The sequence below is a fragment of the Flavitalea plasmicola genome, from assembly GCF_030546645.1.
Lineage (GTDB): Bacteria > Bacteroidota > Bacteroidia > Chitinophagales > Chitinophagaceae > Puia.
Genome location: NZ_JAUOTO010000001.1, coordinates 504,875 through 528,112, shown reverse-complemented (window position 1 = coordinate 528,112; position 23,238 = coordinate 504,875). Strand labels below are relative to the sequence as shown.

Annotated in this window: 15 protein-coding genes; 6 read left to right on the top strand and 9 right to left on the bottom strand. The window is 52.1% G+C overall.

Annotated elements, in window-relative coordinates:
- Positions 1–6 precede the first annotated feature (6 nt).
- The 6 genes from Q4E93_RS02015 to Q4E93_RS01990 are packed head-to-tail and all read right to left on the bottom strand — an operon-like array spanning position 7 to position 12,447.
- Positions 7–3,327, bottom strand: coding sequence for an SGNH/GDSL hydrolase family protein (locus tag Q4E93_RS02015; RefSeq protein WP_303582415.1), 3,321 nt, complete (start codon positions 3,325–3,327; stop codon positions 7–9).
- A complete protein-coding gene (locus Q4E93_RS02010; protein ID WP_303582414.1) occupies positions 3,321–4,958 on the bottom strand; it encodes a RagB/SusD family nutrient uptake outer membrane protein in 1,638 nt (545 codons plus the stop codon). The genes Q4E93_RS02015 and Q4E93_RS02010 overlap by 7 nt, the downstream gene beginning before the upstream one ends.
- A 22-nt stretch (positions 4,959–4,980) precedes the next feature.
- Positions 4,981–8,106 (bottom strand): SusC/RagA family TonB-linked outer membrane protein, encoded by a 3,126-nt coding sequence (locus Q4E93_RS02005; RefSeq protein WP_303582413.1) that lies wholly within the window; start codon positions 8,104–8,106, stop codon positions 4,981–4,983.
- A 38-nt stretch (positions 8,107–8,144) separates the two neighbouring features.
- Positions 8,145–10,220: a glycoside hydrolase family 20 zincin-like fold domain-containing protein gene (locus Q4E93_RS02000; RefSeq protein ID WP_303582412.1), complete on the bottom strand. Its 2,076-nt coding sequence runs from the start codon at positions 10,218–10,220 to the stop codon at positions 8,145–8,147.
- A gap of 7 nt (positions 10,221–10,227) precedes the next feature.
- Positions 10,228–10,998 carry a glucosamine-6-phosphate deaminase gene (locus tag Q4E93_RS01995; RefSeq protein ID WP_303582411.1) on the bottom strand — a complete coding sequence of 257 codons (771 nt, stop codon included), beginning with the start codon at positions 10,996–10,998 and terminating at the stop codon, positions 10,228–10,230.
- A gap of 27 nt (positions 10,999–11,025) precedes the next feature.
- Positions 11,026–12,447 carry a Gfo/Idh/MocA family protein gene (locus tag Q4E93_RS01990; protein ID WP_303582410.1) on the bottom strand — a complete coding sequence of 474 codons (1,422 nt, stop codon included), beginning with the start codon at positions 12,445–12,447 and terminating at the stop codon, positions 11,026–11,028.
- Between the two features lie 126 nt (positions 12,448–12,573).
- Between Q4E93_RS01990 and Q4E93_RS01985 the strand changes: the two genes are divergently transcribed.
- On the top strand, positions 12,574–13,590 hold the full coding sequence (locus Q4E93_RS01985) for a LacI family DNA-binding transcriptional regulator (RefSeq protein ID WP_303582409.1): 1,017 nt from the start codon (positions 12,574–12,576) through the stop codon (positions 13,588–13,590).
- Between the two features lie 111 nt (positions 13,591–13,701).
- The gene (locus Q4E93_RS01980) at positions 13,702–16,092 is read left to right on the top strand and encodes an ABC transporter permease (RefSeq protein WP_303582408.1); all 2,391 of its coding nucleotides are present in this window, start codon (positions 13,702–13,704) and stop codon (positions 16,090–16,092) included.
- Positions 16,093–16,103: 11 nt separating this feature from the next.
- Here Q4E93_RS01980 and Q4E93_RS01975 read toward each other — a convergent pair whose 3' ends face one another.
- Entirely contained in the window at positions 16,104–16,994 is an 891-nt protein-coding gene (locus tag Q4E93_RS01975; protein WP_303582407.1) for an AraC family transcriptional regulator, read from the bottom strand.
- A 125-nt stretch (positions 16,995–17,119) separates the two neighbouring features.
- Here Q4E93_RS01975 and Q4E93_RS01970 point away from each other — a divergent pair, with 125 nt between their 5' ends.
- Positions 17,120–18,268, top strand: a complete 1,149-nt coding sequence (locus Q4E93_RS01970; protein WP_303582406.1) for an MFS transporter — start codon at positions 17,120–17,122, stop codon at positions 18,266–18,268.
- Here the strand turns inward: Q4E93_RS01970 and Q4E93_RS01965 are convergent.
- On the bottom strand, positions 18,244–18,549 hold the full coding sequence (locus Q4E93_RS01965) for a hypothetical protein (protein ID WP_303582405.1): 306 nt from the start codon (positions 18,547–18,549) through the stop codon (positions 18,244–18,246). The two genes, Q4E93_RS01970 and Q4E93_RS01965, sit on opposite strands and share 25 nt — an antisense overlap.
- 32 nt (positions 18,550–18,581) lie before the next feature.
- Here Q4E93_RS01965 and Q4E93_RS01960 point away from each other — a divergent pair, with 32 nt between their 5' ends.
- The 3 genes from Q4E93_RS01960 (at position 18,582) to Q4E93_RS01950 (ending at position 22,417) form a co-directional block, all read left to right on the top strand.
- A complete protein-coding gene (locus tag Q4E93_RS01960; protein ID WP_303582404.1) occupies positions 18,582–20,243 on the top strand; it encodes a L,D-transpeptidase family protein in 1,662 nt (553 codons plus the stop codon).
- A gap of 72 nt (positions 20,244–20,315) precedes the next feature.
- On the top strand, positions 20,316–21,122 hold the full coding sequence (locus Q4E93_RS01955) for a polysaccharide deacetylase family protein (protein ID WP_303582403.1): 807 nt from the start codon (positions 20,316–20,318) through the stop codon (positions 21,120–21,122).
- Between the two features lie 11 nt (positions 21,123–21,133).
- Positions 21,134–22,417, top strand: coding sequence for an amidohydrolase family protein (locus Q4E93_RS01950; protein ID WP_303582402.1), 1,284 nt, complete (start codon positions 21,134–21,136; stop codon positions 22,415–22,417).
- Here Q4E93_RS01950 and Q4E93_RS01945 read toward each other — a convergent pair.
- The gene (locus Q4E93_RS01945) at positions 22,406–23,236 is read right to left on the bottom strand and encodes a hypothetical protein (protein ID WP_303582401.1); all 831 of its coding nucleotides are present in this window, start codon (positions 23,234–23,236) and stop codon (positions 22,406–22,408) included. The two genes, Q4E93_RS01950 and Q4E93_RS01945, sit on opposite strands and share 12 nt — an antisense overlap.
- Positions 23,237–23,238 lie beyond the last annotated feature (2 nt).

Genomic DNA, 23,238 nt, shown 5'->3' with positions numbered 1-23,238 from the left:
ATAAATTTAATCGATCCTGCCTGCCAAACCGGGGTACCACCTTACAGCATTCCCGTAATAGATCTTATCCACTACCCTTCGGGGCAGCTTTAATCCTTTGAACGCGCCCTGCACTTTCGGCACGCGCATACTGTCATCTGTTGTAAAGAATCTCCAATGCCGCAGCCAGACCTCATGTGCATGTTGTTTCAGACCTTCGTACCCGGTGATATGTTCGTTCGCTATATCCATCGCGGAACTGCGCATATCCGTTCCATAGATCAACCTGTCCTGGTATTTGATAAAGAAGTCATGTACTTTCTGCCACTGGGTCAGGGCCTGGTATTGCAGGTGCGAGATCCGTTCCGCCATATCCACGGCCATATTGGGATATTTATCCAGCCGGCGTGCCAGCTCATCCACACTCCATTCGAGGCTTCCCAGGTGGGCGCCCACGAATCGAAGGTCAGGGTGCTTCTCCAGCATATGATCCCGGGCCCTGATATAGGTCTCATAGGAAGGTCGTTCGGGATGGAGATACATATACTCCTGCGGATGGGCCGCCGCATAGTCCCTGTTGCCTTTGACGGTCATTTTATCCAGGGGTAGCCAGGAATTCCTGTGCTCCCCTAAATGTCCGATCAATGGTATCCCTTTCTTTGCCAGGAAGCTTAATATTGGATCAAACCGGGGATCGTCGATCAAGACCAGCTGACCGCTGGAATCACGTAATTCCATACCTATGTTCTTCCACACCTTCACCGCGATGGCTCCTTTGGAGAACGAGCTGTCAAGATACCCTATCACCTCACGCTGCCATCCCGTGTCATTGAAATGTTCCAATGAAAATGCCGTCGCATAGGCCATCCTTCCGGGAAATGCCTTTATCTCCCGGAGCGCAAATTCCTGCTGTTCTTCCAATGGCGTACCTGATGACGCGTACACATTAATGTTCAGGAACCGGAAATTGTCGGCCTCCGCCTGCCTGACAAAGGCAGTATCCGCCTCTTCGGTGATGTGCGTGTGCGCATCTATCTTTTTCACGGAATAAAAATCATCCGGAGAATAGTATTGCGGGGGAGCAGGAATTTCGTGTTGCTCCTTTTGCAGGATCGACCGGATCACGGGTAATAGCTGTCCAGCGAATCGCTGCATCCCGATGTCATCAGGGTGGACGCCGTCCACCGTACCTTCGTGATCGTAGCCGGTGAGGCCTTGTCCCGTCTTATAATAGAGCCCTTTTACACCTGCGCGGATGAGTGTATCATAGGCTTTCTTCAGTTCTTTTCTTTTCGCATCGATATTCCCGTTACCATCTTTCTCAAAAGTAAGATCGTCGTAATAAGATCCTTCCACCAGCAGCACAGGTGTCGCCGGCCGCTGCTGCTTCAACATTCTGACGAGGTTCACGGCACGGTCATAAATGATCTCCTTCTTCGAATTCGGCGTACAGTCGATGACATACAGCGTCGCATCGATCTCCGACATAGCTTGTCCTACCGACGCGTCGAAAGTGCCTTCGCCGCTGAACCCCAGGTTGATGAAACTCCTGTCCAGCTGGCGGGAAAGTATATTGGTATAGGCCAGACCGGGGCGGCTGGCGGATGCACCCTGGGCAATGCTGCTGCCGTAATATACGACGGGCTTTTTATCCAGGAGATACCTGGACGCCGGCGGGCCGATGACGGCCCCCTGGTTGATCCCGACGGAAAGGCCGGTGACACAATTATAAAGCGGCAGGTTTAAAAGGTATTCCCGGTATAAGGGTTCGCCGTTGCGCAGGAGCGTAAACTCGTTTACCGTATCCTTCGCCAGCGCCGTATTGACATACTGCCATCCTTTATCCGTATGGGCGTACAGGTCCATTCCGTCTGCGCCGGCGGGATTCAGGTTCCAGGACCTTCCCTTTTCGGCCAGGCTCCATCTGACGCGTAAGGTCACTGCGTTTGTCCTGAAACGAATGGATATGCCGGCAGACGAAAGACTTTCGTCCCATACGGGGTCTCTTACAACGTTCCTGAATTTCCAAGGCAGGCGATGATAGTTGTTCTCATCGTGCATCCGGCCAATGACCGAAAGACTTTGGCCATCGAAATATTTCATCGAGTCGGCGAGGTTGCTGCGAAGCTTTAATAACGCTTCGAGAAAATAATAATCCGCATATGTCAGCGGCTGATCCACTTCAGCATTAAAAGGAAGCGCACCCACACTATGCATCAGCAAAAAACCTCCGTTTGTTCCGGGAGCGGCTCTGTAAGCGGTGGAAGAAAGGGTCTGAAGGATCTTTTCCGCCACGTGGATACAGGTGTCACTGTTGGCTGCCGAAGTATAACCGGCCAGCTCAAGAAAGGCGGAAGCCATGACGGCTGCCGCGGATGCGTCCTTATAAGCCTGAGGAATACCCGGCGCATCAAAATCCCAATAAGGGATGCCATCCGGTGGCAACCGGCTCCATATAAAATGGGCAATATGTTCGGCCTGGGACAGGTAGGCCGGATCCTTTGTGTAGCGGAAAAGCATGGTATACGCATACAATGCCCACGCCTCTCCCCGGCTCCAGGTGGAAGCATCAGACGCCCCCTGCCGGGTGATCTTTCGCATCGGCCGGCCCGTCGCGCTGTCATAATCCACCACATGCCAGGTGCTGTAGTCTTTCCGGAAATGATTGCGCATGGCCGTATACGCATGCTGCATGGCCATCGTGTCGAAGGGGTCACGCCATTCCAATAGTTCCAGGTTCATCAGGTTGTCGATGATCACGGGGCAATGGTACCGGGAAGAAGCATCCCAGGATTGTATGGACCGGATCGAAGGCCGGAACCTGGTGGATAGTGACCGGGCGGCTTCCATCAATACTTTTTTATACGCCGGGTTGCCTGTGATCCGGTAAGCATTCCCATAGCTGCAGAATATCCTGAACCCGAGATCATGGTCTCCCGTGTTGAATTGCTGACCTTCGATCAGCTGCATTCTTTTCTCCGCCTCCTGTTTGAAGGCAGGGTCATGCCCATATTCGTACAGGTACCAGAGCGTACCGGGAAAGAAGCCGCTGCACCACCAATCCGCGCCGCTGGTGACGAGGGTATCTGATCGTTTGTCGTACGTTCGGGGAATCAGGCCGGGTGGGAGATGTTGCAGCAGGGACTTGTATTGGTCCGCTGCAAATACCAGGTCGTCTTCCACCATTTTGAGCAGGGCGGAACGGGGGGGGTGGAGCAGGGCCGGACGGGAGGGTTGGAGCAGGGCCGGACGGGATGCCTGGCCATGAACATTCACCTTCATGACCAGGCCACAAAACAGGACCAACAACCATTGCTTCATCCGTCCATCGATCATCTGTCTTACCATTTAGGGTTGGGGGTTAGTTTAGGGTTCAGACCCAGCTCCTGGGTGGGGATGGGCCAGAGATAATCTCTTTCCGGATTAAAATGACGTTTGTTCGCATCCTGTGTGATGATAAATCCATCCGAGGTCAGGTGCGGATCATCCAGCTGCCCTTGTTCGGCCGGGAAATACTTTACACCGATGATGGCCTGCGGCAATTCCGTCTCCGCCGTCTTCCAACGCAGCAGGTCCCAATACCGGAACCCTTCGAAAGCCAGCTCGATCCTTCTCTCGCGCCTGATCTCCGTACGCATGTCCAGGCCATTGGACGAAACGAAGTTATTGGTCAGCGCCGGCATCTTCGCTCTTGCCCGGATCAGGTTGAGGGTGGCATTCAGCTCGTCATCCGTGACGGAGCCATTCAGCTCAAAACGGGCTTCCAGGTTATTGAGCAGGACTTCCGCGTAGCGAATAATGATGTTGTCGATATAGCTTACATTGATGGTCCAGTCGGCTGCAATATAATACTTACAGGATCTGTAACCTGTCTGGGAATATTCAAAGGTAGGCACATAGAGACCGGATACGTACCAGGAGTATTTATTAAAGATCGTCATGGCCATCCTGGGGTCGCGGTTTTCAAACTCTGTGTACGTATTGGTCTGGGTCTGGTAATAAGGTGATTTATCCGAAGGTAATCCATCCTTATACAGGTAGGAGGACGTGAAATTACTGGTGGGCATCAGCAGTCCTTCATCGAGGACTTCCCGGGTGTAATTGTTGGCGGAGATATCGTTGACCTGGTTCTCTCCATAGATCCGGACGAGGATATTTTCCGGGTTAGCCTGTCCTTCTCCCGTATACTGGAAGAGGTAATAGTAGCTGCTGTCCGGGTTGGCTGCGTACGTAAACAGCCCGTTGTTGCCTTGCCCGATGATCGCATCGCTGGCGTCGATGGCCTTCTGCAGGTGGGTCTGGTAGCCAGCCTGACCAAAGAACTTCATCCGGGTCCCTTCGAAAAGGGCTACCCTTGATTTAAAGGCCAGGGCCGCTGTGCTGGTGATCCGGCCGTATTCCTCACTGGCCTGCTGACTGGCGCCAGGAAGATGCGCCACGGCAAAATCCAGGTCTGCGTAAACGGAGTCCAGCACTATTTCCCTGTTCGTCCTGCCTGTATACAATAAAGTGTCGGTCAGCTGCAGCGTCTTCGTCACAAAGGGAACGTCACCATAGCGTTTTACCAGGTCGAAATATCCCCAGGCCCGGAAGAACCGCGTCTCTCCGAGATATTTACTGATCTCACCCTGGTCGCCCTTTACTTTCACGGATTTCTCCAGGATATTGTTACAGGCTCTGATCAGATTGTAATTGCCCGTCCAGCTGTCAGCCGTCGCGGGCGGCAGCCAGGAGCCGTCGCTGACGGAATTCGCGCTGAGCCCAAAAGCATCCGCGGACATGTCGTCGTCGGTATGGCTATTGATAGGGGGTAAGAAGGAATACAGGTAGTTACATGCCAATTTCATATCGTTGGTGGTATTCCAGAAATTGACGTCGGACAAGTCTGTTTTCGGCACCTGGTCCAGCTTTTTGGAGCAGCCGAAGAACAGGAGTGCCGGGAGGAGGAGCAGGAACGTTCTTGTATGAAGCGTATTCATAAAATTATTTTTAGGGTGTCTGTTAGAAAGTGATATTCAGCCCGGCGGCATAGCTACGGAAGAAAGGATAGTTGTAAGCCGCGTTGTTGGGGCTCTCCGCGTCGAAGTATTTATACCACATCTTGCTGTGCTCCCATATATCCTGTCCGGAGAAGAAGATCCTTGCCTTTTGGATCTTTGCTTTGCTGGTCCATCGCTGTGGCAGTGTATAGCCTACCTGCAGGTTCTTCAGGCGGATGTAGGCGGCATTCTGCACCCATTTGGTGCTGGTCAGCACATTCTGTGTGCCACCCACGTAAAGACGGGGGAACAGGGCGTCCGTGTGCGTAGGCGTCCAGTAGTCCGTGTTGATGGCCCAGGGCTGTCTCCATGCGTCGACAAATGGCACCACCGCGGAAGGATAGATCAGCATATTCCTTTTGCCCACTCCCTGGAACAGGGCGGACAGATCGAAACCATTCCATTCGGCGCCCAGGTTCAGACCAAAGGTGAATCGCGGGCTGGTATTGCCGAGGTATACCAGGTCGCCATGATCGTCGGGGCGGTTTAGTCCGCCATTGACGACGCCGTTCTTATCCTGGTCCTTATAGATCAGGTCTCCCGCACCCGTCCGGCTGTCCTGGAAAGCGTGCGCCGCCACGTCGGCGTCCGTCTTGAAATAACCCTGCGATTCATACCCGTAAATGGAATTGATGGGCATGCCCTGTATCACGGTGTTCAGGCCTTCGGCAATCACATTCTGTCCGTCATAGCGGGTAACGACATCCTTATTATCCGAGATATTGAAATTGATCCAGTAGTTCAGCTTGCGCGTCCTGTCTTTCCAGCCGATGGAGGCTTCCCAACCCCTGGTCCTGAGACGGGCGGAATTGGTTGCGCTGGGAATAAGCCCCAGCGTGGAAGGGACATTCACCACTACCAGCATATTCTCATTGGTGCGGACATAATAGTCAAAGCTGGCCGTGAGCCTGCTCTGCAGCAACCCTATATCGATCCCTCCATCCGTGGTGGCTATTCTTTCCCATGTCTTTTCGGGCGAGGCCAGCACGGCCTGGTAAAGGGAATTGTTCCTCGTATTGTTAAAGGGATAGACGGGGCCCCTGTTCAGCATGGAAATATAATCGTAGTTGCCAAGGACGTTGGAATTGCCCAGCTTGCCCCAGGACCCCCTTATTTTTAGTTCATCGAAAAAGGGAGCGGCGTCCCTGAACCAGCCTTCTTTGGCCAGCCGCCAGGCAGCCGACACGGAGGGAAAATACTGGCTTCTCCTGGAGGGCGCCAGCTGGGAGCTGGCATCATTGCGCAAAGTCGCCTCAACAAAATATTTCCCGTCGAAATTATAGTTGAACCGGCCGAAATAAGAGACGAGGGCATTGGCCTGGACATTATCTCCTACCGTCGGGGGCACGGTGGGGTCGCCGCTCAGGTTGAGGGAGGGGACGTCATTCGAGATCAGCGCGCTCGCAGTAGCGCTGGTGGTATCTGCGTGGAAATATTGGTACTGGTAACCTCCCAACAGATGGAAATGGTGCCTGTCGGCTATCTCCAGGTCATAGTCGGCCAGGGCCTGTACATTCGTTCTGTCCAGCACGCCCCGGAACTTCGTGAATGAATTCGGGTTGAAGATGAACTTGGTGGGTTCCGGACCGATGTCATAGAGCGGGATGGTCTTCTCGAACATATTGTTCTCCGCAAAGGTCAGCTGGGGGCTATACAGCAGCCGTACGGACAGGCCCTTTACAAAATTCTCCGCCTTAAGCGTAAACACTCCGTCCAGATTGTGGCGAAGATCCTCGTTGTACCCGCCGTCCTTCAGGATCTGGTAGGTCGTGGGAGCGCTGCCCGCCCTGGCATATTTTGTTTCGTTGGAGCCCGGAAGAAAGACGGGATAGATCGTCCTCAGCTGGTAGATACCGTACAGCAGGCCATAGTCTGCATAGGTGTCCCCGCTGGGGGACATGGTATGGGTCTGCGTATAGGCCACCCTCGCATCCAGACTGAAAATATTGCTCAGCTTTGTCGTCAGGTTGAGCCTTGCGTTGTAACGTTTGGTGCCATCCGGTCCGAATTTGAAGACGCCGTCCTGGTCGAAATACCCGACGGAGAACAGGTACTGGGTTTTGTCGGACCCGCCTCGCAAGGAAACATTATGGGTCTGGCTAAAGGCCGTCTTTCTCATCAGGAGGTTGATCTGGTTCAGGTCATAATAATATTTATACACGCTGGGATTGGAAGGATTGACGATGTAGTTGATATTGGGATCCTTCATCCAATCCAGTTCCTGTTGGGTATAAGCTGGGTTAAAGCCTGCATTTTTAAAGGCTTCGTTCTGCATTTCAGCGTCCTGCCAGGAATGGAGGCGCTGGGGGATCCCAAATTTATGATTGAAAGTGGTCAACCCGGAATAGGTGACGGTCAGCCTGTCGGCTGTGCCCTTTTTGGTTGTCACCAGGATAGCGCCCCCGGCGGCTTTCGCGCCATAGATGGACACGGCAGCGGCGTCTTTCAGGACAGAGATGGATTCGATGTCATTGGGGTTCAGCAGCGCCAGGTCGCCTTCCACGCCATCGACCAGCACGAGCGCGGTGTTTGTCCCGTTGACAGAAGAATACCCGCGGACATTGGCGGCATAGTCCTCCTTTCCCGGTTGTCCGCTGAAACGGGTGATGATCAGACCAGGAGCCGCCCCTTGCAAGGCAGCCACGGCATTGGTCACTGGCCTGTTCTCCAGCAGGCGTTTATCTACGGTCGCTATGGCGCCCGTGAGATCCGCCTTTTTCTGCGTGCCGTACCCAACTACGACGACATCGTTCAGCTGGGAAGCTTTCTGTTTGAATACGACGTTATAGCTGGCATCCTGCCCCACTACGATCTCCACATCCTCGTAGTTGACGGCGGAAAGCACGATGACGGCGCCGGTGGCCGCCTGCAGGGAGAATTTCCCCGCGGCATCCGTGCTGGTGCCTATCCCCGTCTTTTTAACTGTTGCGGAAGCTCCGGCCATCGGCTGGCCTTTTTCATCCCGGACCGTGCCGGAAATCGTTCTTGTCTGCGCAAGGAGAAAGGAAGGCAGGGATACGAGCAGGATACAAATTCTGATCCGGCACGCAGGCGCGAAGGCCTTCCATGTGTTGCTGATCCGTTGCATAAGCGGAGTTTTGGTTTTATAAACTATAAGAGCCTTCATCAATTTATTCCCTGGAGATGCAGCCATTGATCTACCTTCCTGTTCATAGGCAGCTCATAGAAATACATCCAGTCAGTGTTATTCGTTCCATTGGCAAGGTGCAGATGAAGGTTGGCATCCCGTATATAACCTGCGGGATTACCCATCATCCGGGTCCTGGCAAACACTTGTTCCAGCCGCTTGCGGATGTCAGGGAAGCTGTTGACACATTCCCTGATCTGCCGCAGACCAACTTTGCCTTCATCATATTCCTTCAGCAATAGCAGGAGGCGGGTGGAATACCCCTGCAGCTCATTGATCTGGTCCAATACTTCGAGGGCGTACCGGTTCCTTCTTGCCAGGACGATGCAACGTTGGATACGGTCCTTTACGAGCTGATAGATCTGCATGGTCTGCGCAGCGCCTTCCAGCTTTTTCAGGTACTGACTGCTCCACCGTCCTTTGCTGGCAGGATCGGGCAAGCCCATCAGTTTGTAGGTGGGATAATAGCTTTCGCGATCGCCCTCCTGTAAGAATGCCGTCTCCCAGAATGTGACGGCCGTCTCCAGCGAGTCCCTGCATTCATATCCGGCCCCGGCCAGCGCGGGGGAGAAAAACCGGTGGCGGAAGGCGGCATGCACATTTTGTTCGGTGGTGTCGGCACCATTCCAGGAGAACCAGGCAAAATCATAGAGACCGCGCCAGATGGTCTCGAAATGGGGAGAGCTGTCATCCCATACGGTACATAGGATCTTATCCAGACCGCGGTCTTTGGCGATGAGGCAAAAATCCCTGATAAAGGGGAAGTTGGAATGGTTACGCTGCAGCATGGCATAGGATTGCTGGGCGGAGGTGGCGGGCATTACATCCAGCTGGTGAGCGCGGTACCAATCGATGGCCAGCCGGTTGCCAGGTACGTCCGGCGCCTCATAGTTCCACCGCATATAGATACAGTTGGCAGGGAAGAGAGCAATATTCGCGTTGAGCTTCGGTTCATTCTTCTTCCAGAGCGCGGCGACTTCGGGGGCCTTCATCTCCGGATCATACGTGGTCCTGTACAGTCCTGACAGCTTGAAGACCATATCGTCCCAGAAGATCGGTGTCCTGTGATGCTGTATGGCGAAGTCCGTCACTTTCTTCAGCCAGTACATCTGGAGCTGGATGGCCGTCATGCCCGACGCCCTGGCCAGCGGTGATCTGCCCAATGTCCCTACCTCATCGCCGCCGATGTGCAGGTATTTTCCAAAAGGCGTTGCGGCCATCGCGTCTTCGTACAGGGCGAACTGCAGCCTATAGGTTTCAGGGTTCAAGGGATCGAATGCCCAGTCGGACTTTGGATCATCCCTTAACGATTTATACTGTTCATGTTTTAGAATAAAGGAAGCATGACCCAGCCCCTGCACCAACGGGCTTATCTCAATAAAACGGTCATGGGCGTATTTGCACAGTGCGGCAAACTCTTCGATGGAGATGGCCTGTGGAGCGCCTACCACGGGGGCTTTCCGGTATCTGAGCTTGTCCTCCAATTCGAGGATGATCGTGTTTATCTTAAGGCTCGACAGGACATCGATGATATGATAGTAATAAAAGCCTGCATCGAGATGGTGTTTGAGGTCCAGGTGCACAGCCCTTACAGCTATCGAAGGGTAGTCGGTGATCGTGCAGGCGGGTATCGCGAGATCCTGGTCCCTGGCGTCTTCCAATAGTTGATCCAGGGTTTGGAGGCCATAGAACAGGCCTACTTGCGCCTTTGCGCGGATGGACACCTGGTTGTCGCGCAGGTGGAGGATGTATCCTTCGGGGGATGGGACATCCAGGGAGGTGTCTATGTGCAGGCTGAGGGCGCCAGCGGCTTCATTTCCTGAAAAATGCACGGGCAAGCGTCCAGGATAGCCAGACAGCAGCCGTGCCTGGTCCACGCTTTCGACGAACACCTCCTTCAGATCCGTATACCGTAATCCATTGCCTTGCCCGATCTCGATCTTCTGAGGCGCAGGGAACAATGCAAAGTGCGGCCCCAACGGGTCAGCCGGCCCGGCAAAGGTCATGGCGGGAAGAAGAAGAAAGGCAAATAAGATGGACTGGGGGCCGCGCATACCGGTGTTATTTTTCTATTAGGTGCTCATAAGCGGACGCATCCCTGGAAAGCATGGATACCGAGAAAACGTCCAGGAAGAACTGACAGTCGGGATGCCTTCTCAATATGCTGGCAGGGTAAATATTGCTTACCGGCTGCTCGAAGCTGTCCTTTAAAGCCTTGGCTTTGCGTTGGTCCGGTACGGAACAAATGATATGCTTCGACTTCATCAGCTGCTGTACGGACATGCTGATGGCGGTGGGGGGCACTTCATCGATGGACTTGAACCAGCCTTCGCCCAGCTGTTGCATCCTGCAGGCTTCGTCGAGGTGTGCAATAATATAGGGTTGGGTCGTTTCAAAGTCAGCGGGGGGATCATTAAAAGCGAGGTGACCGTTTTCCCCCACTCCTGCCAGCGCGACATCAATCGGATGGGCGCTGATCAACGCTCCCAGGCGCCGGCACTCCTCTTCGGGATCCGTGTCCCCATTTATCAGGTGATAAGCTTTCAGGAGCGGCACTTTATCCAGGAATCTTTCCTTAAGATATTTCCGGAAGCTGGCCGGATGCGTAACGGGCAGGCCGATGTATTCGTCCAGGTGGAACATCACCACTTTATTCCATTCGATATCCTTTGAAGCTGTCAGCTGGCGCAGCGTCTCGAACTGGCTGGCCCCCGTGCCCAGGATGATATTGGCCTGTCCTTTTTGCCCGATGGCGTCCGCGATCAGCGCGGCGGCAGCTTTTCCTGCAGCAATGCCCAGTCCCTTGGCATTCTTTTCCACATGTACTTTCATCAGATGAACTTTTATTATTTCAGGTTTTTATTTAGCGTTTGTGAGATTAGGATGGTCGATAGAGATGTCGACAGGGGCATTCTTCCGCCAGGCTCCCCGGGTAAAGTCCGGAATGTCGATGGGACTGGAGCGGTGGGCGACGGACCATTCGCTGAGGGGAGCCATGGAGCTCCAGAGTGCAGCGTCATAGACATCATGGTCGATGGGCAGACCGTTCCGAATGCAGTCGATCCAGCGCCAGTCCGTCAGGAAGTCCATACCGCCATGTCCGCCTACCAGCCTGGCCATCTCCCCCATTTTCTGAACGATGGCAGGGGTATATTGTTTCTCCAGTTGATTGAACACGTCCTGAGATACCCATCCTTCATGACTGGTGGCGATCCGCGGCGCATCGGCATCGCACTGCGCAGTACCTTTGGTACCACTGATCAGGTAGCGGGATGATTTCACACGGGGTGAAGAAGTATCATGCTGCAACATGATGGTCCGGCCCAGGTTCGTACGGATGGTCGTCGTGTTCATATTCCCCCGGAAATGCTTGTCAGTATATTTATTATAGGCGGGATCTTTGGCCGCCAGCTGCACTGCATAGGGATGCAGGGAAAAGTCATTGCTGCTCATCGAGGTCAGGTATTCCATTTTGTCGCCCCTGTTGATGTTCATGATCACGCATACAGGGCCCAGGCCGTGTGTGGGGTAAAGGTTGCCATTCCGGTGCGCATTCTCATCCAGGCGCCAGAGACCGGGCCGCCGGACGGGATCGAAAAGGCTTTCCCCGATGCTGTGGATATAGGCCCCTTCCCCATGGATGATCTCACCGAAAAACCCCTGGCGGGCCATATTCAGCGTCAGCAATTCAAAAAAATCATAGCATTCGTTCTCCAGGAAGATACAATGACGTTTGGTCTTTTCGGATGTATTGACCAGCTCCCAGCACTCTTCCAGGGTTTTTGCCGCCGGCACTTCCACCGCCACATGCTTGCCATGCTGCATGGCGTATACGGCCATGGTCGTGTGCCATTTCCAGGGGGTGGCGATGTAGACAACATCAATATCGTCCCGTTCGCAAAGCTTCCTCCATTCGTCTTCACTGCCGGAGTAAAGGGCGGGGTTATGCGAAGTGCCTATCAGCTCGTTCTTGGCCAGCTGGACCTGGGCATCTTTTATATCGCAAAGGGCCCTGACATCCACGCCCTCGATATGGATGATCCGGGGGACGGCTTCCGATCCCCTGTTGCCCAGACCGATGAAGCCTATACGCACCGTCTCTATCTTCGGAGCCGCATATCCACACATATTGAAGACCTGTGATCCGGGAGGTTGGGGGGGGATGACGGCTGCCGCTGAGGAATCACCATCGTGTCCGGAAGCAAATATTTTCGCCGGCCCGGCGGCAAGCCCACCCGCGACAAGCCCGGTATACTTTAAAAAGTTCCTGCGATTGCTCATCAGTTAATTTTTTATAAACAGTTAACGCAACTAAATTCGGCTGAAAAACATTACGTGGCGTGAAACGCGGGGAATATATCAGCGAGAACGTTCTCGAAGTCTTTTTTCGTTATCTTGGGGTACCGTATGAAGCGTCACTTCGTTACTATTAAAGACATCGCCCGGGAGCTGAACATCTCTGTCGCCACCGTTTCCCGGGCCATGAGAGACACGTATGATGTCAACCAGGAAACGAGGCAGCTGGTGCTGAAAAAGGCCCAGGAGCTGAACTATAAACCCAACTTCAATGCCACTGGTCTCGTAAAGAACAGTAGTCATAACATCGGCGTCGTATTGCCGACCATTACCAATTACTATTTCTCCACTGTCATCACTGGTATCCAGGAAGTCGCCTATAAGAAAGGCTATAACATCGTACTGTATATCACCAATGACTCGGCCGAGCGGGAAATGGATATCCTCAACGAGCTTTCCCTGGGAAATATGGACGGCCTGCTCGTATGCGTCTCTTCCGACTCGCGGCAGAACGATCATTTCGAGCAGATCATCGCGGATGGTATACCCATTGTCTTCTTTGACAGGGTGGCGCACGATATCAAGGCGTCGAAGATCATGCAGGATGATTATCATGGGGCCTATCAGGCTGTAGAGCATCTGATCCAGCAGGGATATAAGAAGATCGCCCATATCGCAGGTCCTGCCGGCCTGCTTTTTACAGAGAGGAGAATGGAAGGATTCCTGGCGGCCATGAAGGATCACCGGCTTCCGGTGAAAAAAGAATGGATCATCCATTCCGGCTTTTCCAGGGATTTCGGGGAAAAGGATGCCTTGCAATTACTACAATCCAGGACCAGACCCGATGCCATTTTCGCCGTCAATGACAGGAAGGCCATCGGGGCCATGCTGGCTTTAAAAAAGAAGAATATCAGGATCGGGAAGCAGATAGGTATTATTGGTTTTACCAACGACCCCATGTGCGAGATCATCTCTCCTTCACTGACGACGGTGGAGGAGCCGGCGTTGGAGATCGGCAGGAAAAGTTGTGAATTTTTGCTGAATCATATCAACAAGAAGCATTTCCAGGTGCAGGAGCTGACGCTGCCGACGAAGCTGATCGTGCGGGAGTCAACCATGCGGGGATAGCAACCGGACGTCCGTTGTATCAAAAACGGACGGTCTCGCTCCTCAAACAGCTGATTCTAATTGATTTAGAACAAATTATAAAACCGGAACAATTTCTGAAGGGGAATGCCTATGAAATACTTCAAAGCTGCCTGGCGCAACCTGGTCTATAATAGGAATTACACGGTCATCAACATCGCCGGTCTTGGCCTGGCCATTTCCGCCTGTATCCTCATTGGCTTGTTCGTGCAAAACGAACGCAGTTTCGACAGTCATATTCCCAACGTATCTCAAGTATACCGGCTAAACGAGTACATTCATTATGACGGCACTGCTCCGCAAGTCTCTGCGGCCACGGGTGCGCCGATCGCCCGTTTCTGTAAAGACAACCACAACGAGATTGAGCGCTATACCCGTGTTTTCCCTGCCACCCCTTATATATATCCGTCAGTAACCCTTGCGTATGAAGGGAAAAAGATAAAGACAAATAATATTGGTTGTACGGATACCACTTTTGCCGGTATGTTTGGGGTCACGATATCAGAAGGCGATAAGCAGGACTTTGTCCGCGACAGGAACAGTATCGTCCTTACGCAAAACCTGGCCACCAGGCTCTTCGGCACACAGTCCGCCCTGCATAAAACGCTCCGGATGATCACGGATGATTCGACGGTCAGGAATGTCACTGTATGTAATATTATAGAGGAGCTTCCGGCCTCCTCGCATTTGCAGGTCGAAGGGCTGCTGCCCATTTCCGACGAATTTGAAAAAAAATTCATGGGCCAGAGCTGGGGCGCCCTTTTAGGGCCCACCTATTTGAGGCTGAGGCCAGGTACTGATATCAATACGCTGCAGACGAGGCTTACTGCAACGCTTCATTCCAAGAATAAGTTCATTGATCTGCAGTTGCAGCCCGTGAAGAAGATCCATATGGCATCTTCGGACATCAACTATGATTACTACAACTACAATCGGGTGGACGGGAAATATATCACGGTCTTTATGATTATTGCGCTTGCCATTTTCCTGATCGCTTGCTGTAATTTTATCAACCTTAGCATTGCCATTGCAGCTTACAGAGGGAAGGAGATCGCAGTAAAGAAGATCATGGGCGCAGGCAGATCGCACATCTTTTTCCAGGTGCTGGCAGAGACGTTCATTGGTGTCGCGGGTGCGGTAGCGCTTTCCATCCTGCTGACGGCGATCTTCCTTCCCTCCATGAATGATGTCGTTGGCCGACAGATACCAGTGAGTAATCTTTACGGATGGCCTGTCGCTGGTATCTATACGGCCATCCTGCTGACCACCACCCTGTTTGCCGGGCTGTATCCCGCCTTGCTTGTCTCCGGCTCAAAGATCAACCAGGCGCTTAAGAGCAAAGTGCTGTTCGGAGGATCCCGTACTTCGCTCCGAAATGTGCTGGTCACCGGTCAATTCACTATCGCCCTGTTTTTTATCATTGGCCTGACTATCTTTTTGCGACAGCTGCAATTTTTGGGGAATAAGAACCTTGGATATGCTTACGAGCAGGTGATGAAAGCGCCCCTGGACGTGCAGGGGGTCTCAAAATTGGGCATTCTCAGATCGGAACTGTTAAAAATAAAGGGGGTCAGCGATATCAGCAGTGGTTTCATGGAGCTGGGCGGCAAAGGGTCGTTGTTTGGAATAGAATATCTGGCCCCGGACGGACAGCGAAAGAATATATCTGTCAATTTTGAGAATGGGGCAGCTAACTATGCCGGTTTTTTCGGAATGAAGATCCTGGCCGGACGTGACTTCACAAGGGATAACCCCAACAACGAATATCTGATCAATGAGACCCTTGCCCACAAGATCGGTTACAAAGACCCGGTAGGCAAGGAGATCAATCTGGCGAGCTTTCCTCCCGGCAGGGTCGTGGGCGTTGTACAGGACTTTAATTACAGCTCGCTTCACAGCGGCATCGAACCGCTGCTGATCAGCTCCATCAATTATGTTCCCGTGTGGAAAAGCCAATTATATATCAAAGTTTCCACCAGCGGAATTATGTCCACGGTGAAAGAGGTCACTGCCAGATTGAAAGCCGTCACCGGAGACAATACCCTTGAGCCGCAATTCCTTGATGAACATTTTAAACGAACCTACGATTCGGAAAGAAATGCCGGGACCATTATTGCCATCATCGGTGTTCTGGCAATATCCATTGCCTGTCTTGGTCTTTTCGGCCTGGCGGCCTTTGTCATCGTCAAGCGGGCAAAAGAGATCAGTATCCGGAAAGTATTGGGTGCGTCGGTAGCGGGTGTTGTCATGACACTTTCAAGAGCGTTCATCCGGCTGGTGGTCATTGCTTTTGCGATCGCTACACCGATGACATGGTGGTTGATCAACAAATGGCTTCAGGGTTTTGCCTACAGGATAAAGATACAATGGTGGATGTTTGCCCTGGCGGGCGCCGTCGCCGTGATGATCGCATTCCTCACTGTCGGTGTGCTGGCGATAAGGGCGGCACGGTCCAATCCGATGAAAAGTCTGAGAACGGAATAGCGCACAGGGTTTTATTTAGCACTGTTCACCGTCTCCATTTTCACCCGGATCGATCTTCGATACCCATTGGGCGTCATTTGAGTGGTCTCTTTGAAAAATCTATTGAACAAGGAGATATTATTAAACCCACATAGAGAGGCGATGCTGGCAACGGAAAACTCGGAATGCGTCAGCAAGGCGCTGGCTTTCTGGATCCTCACTTCCGTCAATGCCTGTTTAAAGCTTTTGCCTGTGGCACTCTTGAAAAACCGACAAAACGAACTTTCTGTCATCGCCAGTTCTCCCGCTATCTGCCGGGTGGAGATATTATTCTGGTATTCCTGCTGTATGAGCTCATATACGCGTCCGATGCGTTTGGCATGCACGGAATTAATGGAAAGGAACTTACTTGCCTCCAGGTCTTCGTAATCACCGGACAGCAACGACATTTCCCTCAATACGATGAATAATTGTATAAGACGCTGGAAAGAAGAAGGCAGCTCAAACATTTTTTTTATCAGTTCCCCGATGCGATGTCTGGCTTCTCCATTGACAGATATACCTGTCCGGGCGGCGGCCAGCAGTTTGGCTATCCTGGAAAACTCCGGAAAGCTATCCGCCATTTCTTCGATCTGGCTGCTCTTGAACTGAATGACATATTCCTCATATCCTGTCGACTCGAAACCGAAATTAAAAGCATTATGGGGTATGTTGGGTCCTAACAGTATCAGATCGCCATCCTCATACCGGCTGATCTTGTGACCGACGAATCGTCTGCCTTTTCCGTGGGGCACATATACTATTTCAAACTCGGGATGAAAATGCCAGAAGTCCAGGTGGCATAAGAGGGGCGCCTTATTATGGGACATAAAGAAGGACGAGCCTTCCATCGGTCTTATCTTCTCGATTTTTGCCTTTTTCATCTATTTGATTGCCTTCATTGGGCCTCCAAATGACAATTTAGTATAATTATTGGAAAAATGACTGAAATAAGGGCAACTGCCTCCGGGTGATCTTTGTCCGACAATCGTCATCCAATCAGTTTTACATGAACAGGAACTTTCAATATAGAATGTCCATCGTTATTTTCTTTTTCGTAAACGGCTTTTTGTATGCCAACTGCACCGGCAGGTTGCCGGAGCTCAAGGATTATTTTGGCGTATCCAACAGTGTGCTGGGGACGATGCTTTTTACAACGGCCATCGGGGCGCTGGTGGCCATGCCTCTCACGGGCTGGCTCACTACGAGATACAACAGCGGAAAGCTTACGATCTGGTCGGGGCTCTTATTTTGTTGTATTGTACCCTTTATCCCCTATTCTCAGAATCTTTGGGTCGGTCGTGCGGCCTTTTTTATGACAGGTTTTTTTTCAGGCGCCATGGATATAACGATGAATGGACAGGCTGTGTTCGTCGAAAGGATCTATAAGAAAACGATCATGTCCTCCTTTCATGCTGCCTGGAGCATCGGTATGGCGCTGGGTGCGGGATCGGGCGCCTTGTTCGCCAACTATCACTATCCGCTGCGGCCTCACCTGCTTTATATGGCGGCGGCAAGTATCATCGTCCTGGCCATCGTATCGCCCATCGTTCTAAAGAACCAGGCGGGTAACATCGTGGACAGAGGCGGGAAAGACAGCAAGCAAAAGATCCCTTTTTTAATATGGCTGATCGCGATCATAGGTTTTTGCGGAATGACGGGGGAAGGCTCTGTAGTCGATTGGTCGGCCATTTATATGCATACGGTAGTAGGCAAAACAAAGGCTTTCAGTGCGCTTGCTATCGGATCTTTTGGTACGGCGATGACCATTGGCCGGCTGTTCGGGGATCATCTTATCAGGAAGGCAGGGAAACAGCTTATATTATTTTGCAGCTGTTGTGCGGCGATTGCCGGCTTGTCCGTGGCCTTGCTTTTTGTATCTGCGCCGGCGGTACTGTCGGGGCTTTTCCTGGTGGGCCTGGGATTGTCCAATGTTGTTCCCGTCACCTATTCCACTGCAGGCAATATAAAAGGTATCGAGCCGGCAGCGGGGATCGCTATTGCAAGCACCATTGGGTACAGTGGTTTTTTTGTGGGGCCGCCTTCGATAGGCTATCTGGCCGATGCATTTGGGCTTAGGATCGGGCTTTGTTTTACGCTGGGTTTGTTTTTTATTATGATGGCGGTGGTGCTTTATATTACCAGGAGATTAAAGTGATCGGCGATATACACAACCTGTTCATAAGTTCCCTTGTGCAGTTGCACCAAAAGATTTACTTTAATGGCATGAAGTTCTCCCCCGGCCAACAAGTACTTGTACTTGATACTACCCACAAACCCGCAGGTTCTGCGATCGTCCAGGCGTATCATCCGGAGGCACATCGGTGCATTGTCCTGTTCCAATACCCGGGCAGCGCCGTGCCGGAAAGCATCCCGATCCCGGAATACCGATTGGTTCCCCAGCCTGTTATGGTTGCCTGCCCTTAATCGGGTTGGCATGGTTTTTTTACGCACGGCATAAATAACTTGCCATGTCGTGTAAAGGTAGGCAACTCCTTGCGAAACAGCTGTTGTATGTCATCCTCCTGGTCTCCAGCTGCAGGGAAAAAGAGCAAAAGCAAGATGAAGGGGCCCGCCCATTGCCGGCGCCAAACAGCAAAGGCATTGTCATTCCCAGAAATACGGCGATCCTGCCGGCGGATGCATACAGCGATCTTTTCCTTGACAGCGGCAAACTGGAAACATTCATTGACCAGCAGAGATTGAATGATACCCTTACCCGGGCCTTCCGGAATTTTTATAATAACAGGAACTTTCAATTCGCCTGGTTTGCCAGCGATGGGCTGACCGAGCAGGCACTGGCTTTTTCCACACTTTATGCTTACAACAAGGACAGCAGTACTCATCGCAAATGGCTGGATGGTCAATTGGATTCGTTGAAAGGGATCGATACGCTGAGACCTTTAGCTACAGACCCTTCCATATTGCGAACAGAATTACAGATGACATGGAGATTTATCATTTACCTGTCTAATCGCTATCCGGACGAGCAGGAGATGAACGTAGCGCTGCTGCGGTTTGTACCCGCCAGAAAAAGAGATCCCATGGAAATAGCCGCCAGTATCCTCTCCGGAAAACAGGAGATGGGCAGCACGTTGAACCCCTGGTATGATGCCCTGAAAAGCCAGCTGCAAAAATACACAGCCCTTGCATCAACCCACGAACCGGAAGACCTTCCCCCTGCCCCCCGACGTCTCAAAAAAGGGGCCCGAAGTCATTTCATCTCTGTACTAAAACACCGCCTGGCGGTTACGGGCGAGCTCATGGACCCGGGAGACACGACGGAAATATTCGACGACCGGCTTGAAAAGGCGCTCAGGATCTTTCAGGCGACCCATGGACTACGGCCGGACGGAAGGCCTGGGCCTTCTACCATTCGTGCATTGCATGTTCCTGTCATCGCCTATATCAGGCAGATCTTAATGAACCTGGAACGGATGATCTGGATGCCACCGCATCCGCCGGTGAGGCGGGAAGGAAATGAAAGGCTCATTTTGATCAATATACCGGAATTTGTGCTGCATCTGCAGGAAGGACAGCAGAAAGTTTTCGACATGAACATCGTTGTCGGGAAAGAAGGGCATTCCACTGTTCTTTTTTCGGGTATGCTGGACAGGATAACTTTTAACCCCTATTGGAATGTTCCGGCTTCCATTGTGGAAAAAGAATTGTTGCCGGAAATCGAAAAAAATAAGCACTACCTCGAACAGCATCAAATGGAGATCACCGGTCAACGGGATGGGCTGCCCGTGGTCCGTCAGCTCCCCGGTCCAACGAACGAGCTGGGGCAAATGAAATTTCTTTTTCCCAACAGTTTTGATATATACCTGCACGACTCTCCTCATAAGGAATTGTTTTCCACGGCAGAGAGAGCGTACAGTCATGGTTGCATCCGGGTTGCAGATGCAAGAAAGCTGGCAGACTACCTCCTGCAGCCAATGCCTCAGTGGAATGATAAGAAAATAGACAGCATACTGGCTACCAACAAAGAGGAAACAGTCAAGCTACAGGATCCCGCGACGGTGCTCATCTGCTATTTCACCTGTTGGAAAGGGGATCAGTCTTTCGCAGAGTTCAGGAAGGACATTTACGGCCACGACGAAAGCCTGGCAAAAAAGCTTTTCAGGGACTGAGCCCCCTGTAACGCACATTGTACCGGATACATTATCTTTGGCTCCGGCGGTCCTACTGGCCGCCCTGACGCCATGAAGAAAATTTTGAACCTGTTAGGACTATTTGCATGCTGTGCCGTAAAATCGCAAACGATTGAATGGCCGAACCATAAAAAGGCGGTGATCGTACTGACCTATGATGATGCGTTGCAATCACAGCTGGATGTCGCTGTCCCACAGCTTCGGAATGCCGGGTTCAAGGCCACTTTTTTTCTGACGAGCGATATCGATTATGCCACGATCCCCCGGTGGCGCGCATTGGCCAAAAAAGGGTTTGAGCTGGCCAATCATAGTTTATTCCATCCTTGTTTAAGCTCCAAGGACAACCCTGTCTTCTCAGATAACTACACTCCGGGCCGAATGGCCTGCGAGATAGACGTGATGAATAATTTGTTGTTTGCCCTGGACGGGAAGAGTGTCAGGACCTATGCTTACCCTTGTACCGAAACGACTGTGGGGGGCGTAGATTATGTCGATACGCTGCGGCAATATAACCTGGCGAAATATGCCCGCATCGGCGGAGATACCGGCGCGGTCATCACCGACTTTTCCCACCTGGATTTTTTCAGGGTTCCCTCCATGGGGGTGGACGATAACACTGACACGGCTGACAAATTGATCGGGTTCGTGGATAGCGTGCGGCAGCGGTCCGGCATGGGGGTTATCATGTTCCATGGGATCGGAGGGGACTATATCACCACCTCGTCCAAAGCGCACCAGGAACTGCTGGATCATCTTCGGAAAAACAGGGATTCTTTTTGGATCACAACCTTCCAGGAGGCCATGGATTATGTGGCACAGTGGAGGGCGTTGCAGGCAACGTTAACAAAACAGCATTAACTCCCTGATACATGAGAAAACATTTACTGGCGGCCATTCTCCTCGTGGGATGGGCCCGACAACCGGCACTTGCACAAACAACCGCGAAACAATTTGCCCTCTCCGGCGTAACACTCATCGATGCGCAGCATATCCAGCCCGCATACAGACAGACCGTTGTTATCAATGACGGCATCATTGTCCGTGTCTTCCCGGATGATGCACAATCGCTGCCCGACTCGATACCCGTTCTCAGGCTGAAGGGGAAGTTCCTCCTTCCTGGCCTGATTGATACGCATGTGCATCTGGCTACGGAACCTTCCACAACGAACGACAGGGTATCCACACTCTCTGTGCTGGACCGCATGCTCCGTTCTGGCATCACTTCCGTCAGGGACATGGCGGGCGATGCGCGTACACTGGCAGGCCTGTCCAGGGACGCCCTGGTCGGGGATATCACTTCGCCAGATATTTATTTTTCAGCGCTTTTCGCGGGCCCTTCCTTCTTCAAAGACCCCCGTTCCATCTCCAGCGTCATGGGCGGCGTCAGCGGCTATATGCCTTACATGCGCGCGGTGACGGACACGACGAACCTCCCATTGGCGGTAGCTGAAGCAAAAGGAACCGGCGCCACCGGCATCAAGCTGTACGCAGATCTTCCGGCAGCGCTCGTGGCCAGGATCGTGGGGACGGCGAAAGAACAGGGCATGCTCGTATGGGGACATGCCTGGTTGAATCAGGCCCGGCCGTCTGACCTCGTCAAAGCCGGCGTAAGCTCCATTTCTCACGCTCTTCTTTTAATAAGGGAGACCAGAGCCACTATCCCGCCCAGTTGGAAAAGACCCCGGCTCGATGACCAGTTCCTGAAGGATAGCCTGCCAGATCTGTCGTCCCTATTTCAGCTGATGAAGAAGAACAATGTCCTGCTGGATGCCACCATGGCGACTTACCGGCAGTGGGCCGGGCAGGATACAACGATGGGATTTAACTATGACCTCACTAAAAGGTGTACGAAGATGGCCTACCTGGCGGGTGTAAAGATCTGTGCAGGGACCGATGATGATCAACAAGGTTTTGTGCAAAACGAAATGGAGCTGCTGGTACATGATGCGGGGCTTACTACGGGAGATGCTATTATTGCTGCCACCTTACATGGGGCAGAAGCGCTGGGCATCGAAAAAACCTGTGGCACCATCGCGCCGGGAAAAAAGGCCAACTTAATGGTCCTGGATAAAGATCCGCTCGGGGATATAAAGAACATCCGATCTGTTGTTCTGGTGATCAAAGCAGGAAAAGTGTATAGCTCAGTCCTTTAGAGTGATGGTATAGGCGTCGGATTGTTGGAGGGCCGCGCTGCCCGCCCTTCGGAGGTAATACAAGCGCCGGATCCAACCACTGGAGGAGATGAACTGGTACTCGCTGGAGTCATCTATGACCAACTGCAGGCTATTGCTGTCGATCTTCTGCTGAACAACTAATGTATAGCGGTCCTGCCGGCTATCTAACTCTGTCACCTGGTACGTTTGTACGGCCGGCAATGGGTTCCCGCCAAATGGGTTCGATATTTGCGTATTTTCACTCACTTTCAAGGTAGTGAACTTGTACCCATACGGCCGATGAAATAGCTGGATCTCCCGGATCAAGGCGGCCTCAACACTTTCTCTTGTGCTGAAAAGCGCTTTCGCATTGTTCACACTGGCCGTCATGGCGCTGTCCATTTTTTCAGGAAGAGATAATTCCATGAGATGAACATAGCTATCCCTCACTTCTTCCCAGTTGAGCAGCTCAATAAAAGTTCCCACCGATGATATCCGAAAGATCATTTGCATACCCTCAAAGACGGGCAATGGCTGAGACAATGCCGGAAGCTCGCGCCCAGGTAAAGCAGGATTATGAAACACCCATTTTATTGTAAAATCCTCCGCCGTAGAGTCCAACACGGTTACATGCGCCTCATAGGTAAAAAGAATATGTTTGTTATCCTTGCTGTTCGTGGTCTTTTCATGTACGATGGAGTAGATCTTCGTCTCACCCTTTATCCAGTATGTTATGCAGCTGACGGAAGGATCCTGCTCCTTTTGCGACCAGGCAGGGATGAAAGCTACTGCCAGCAACAAGGTCACCAGTAATTTCATAC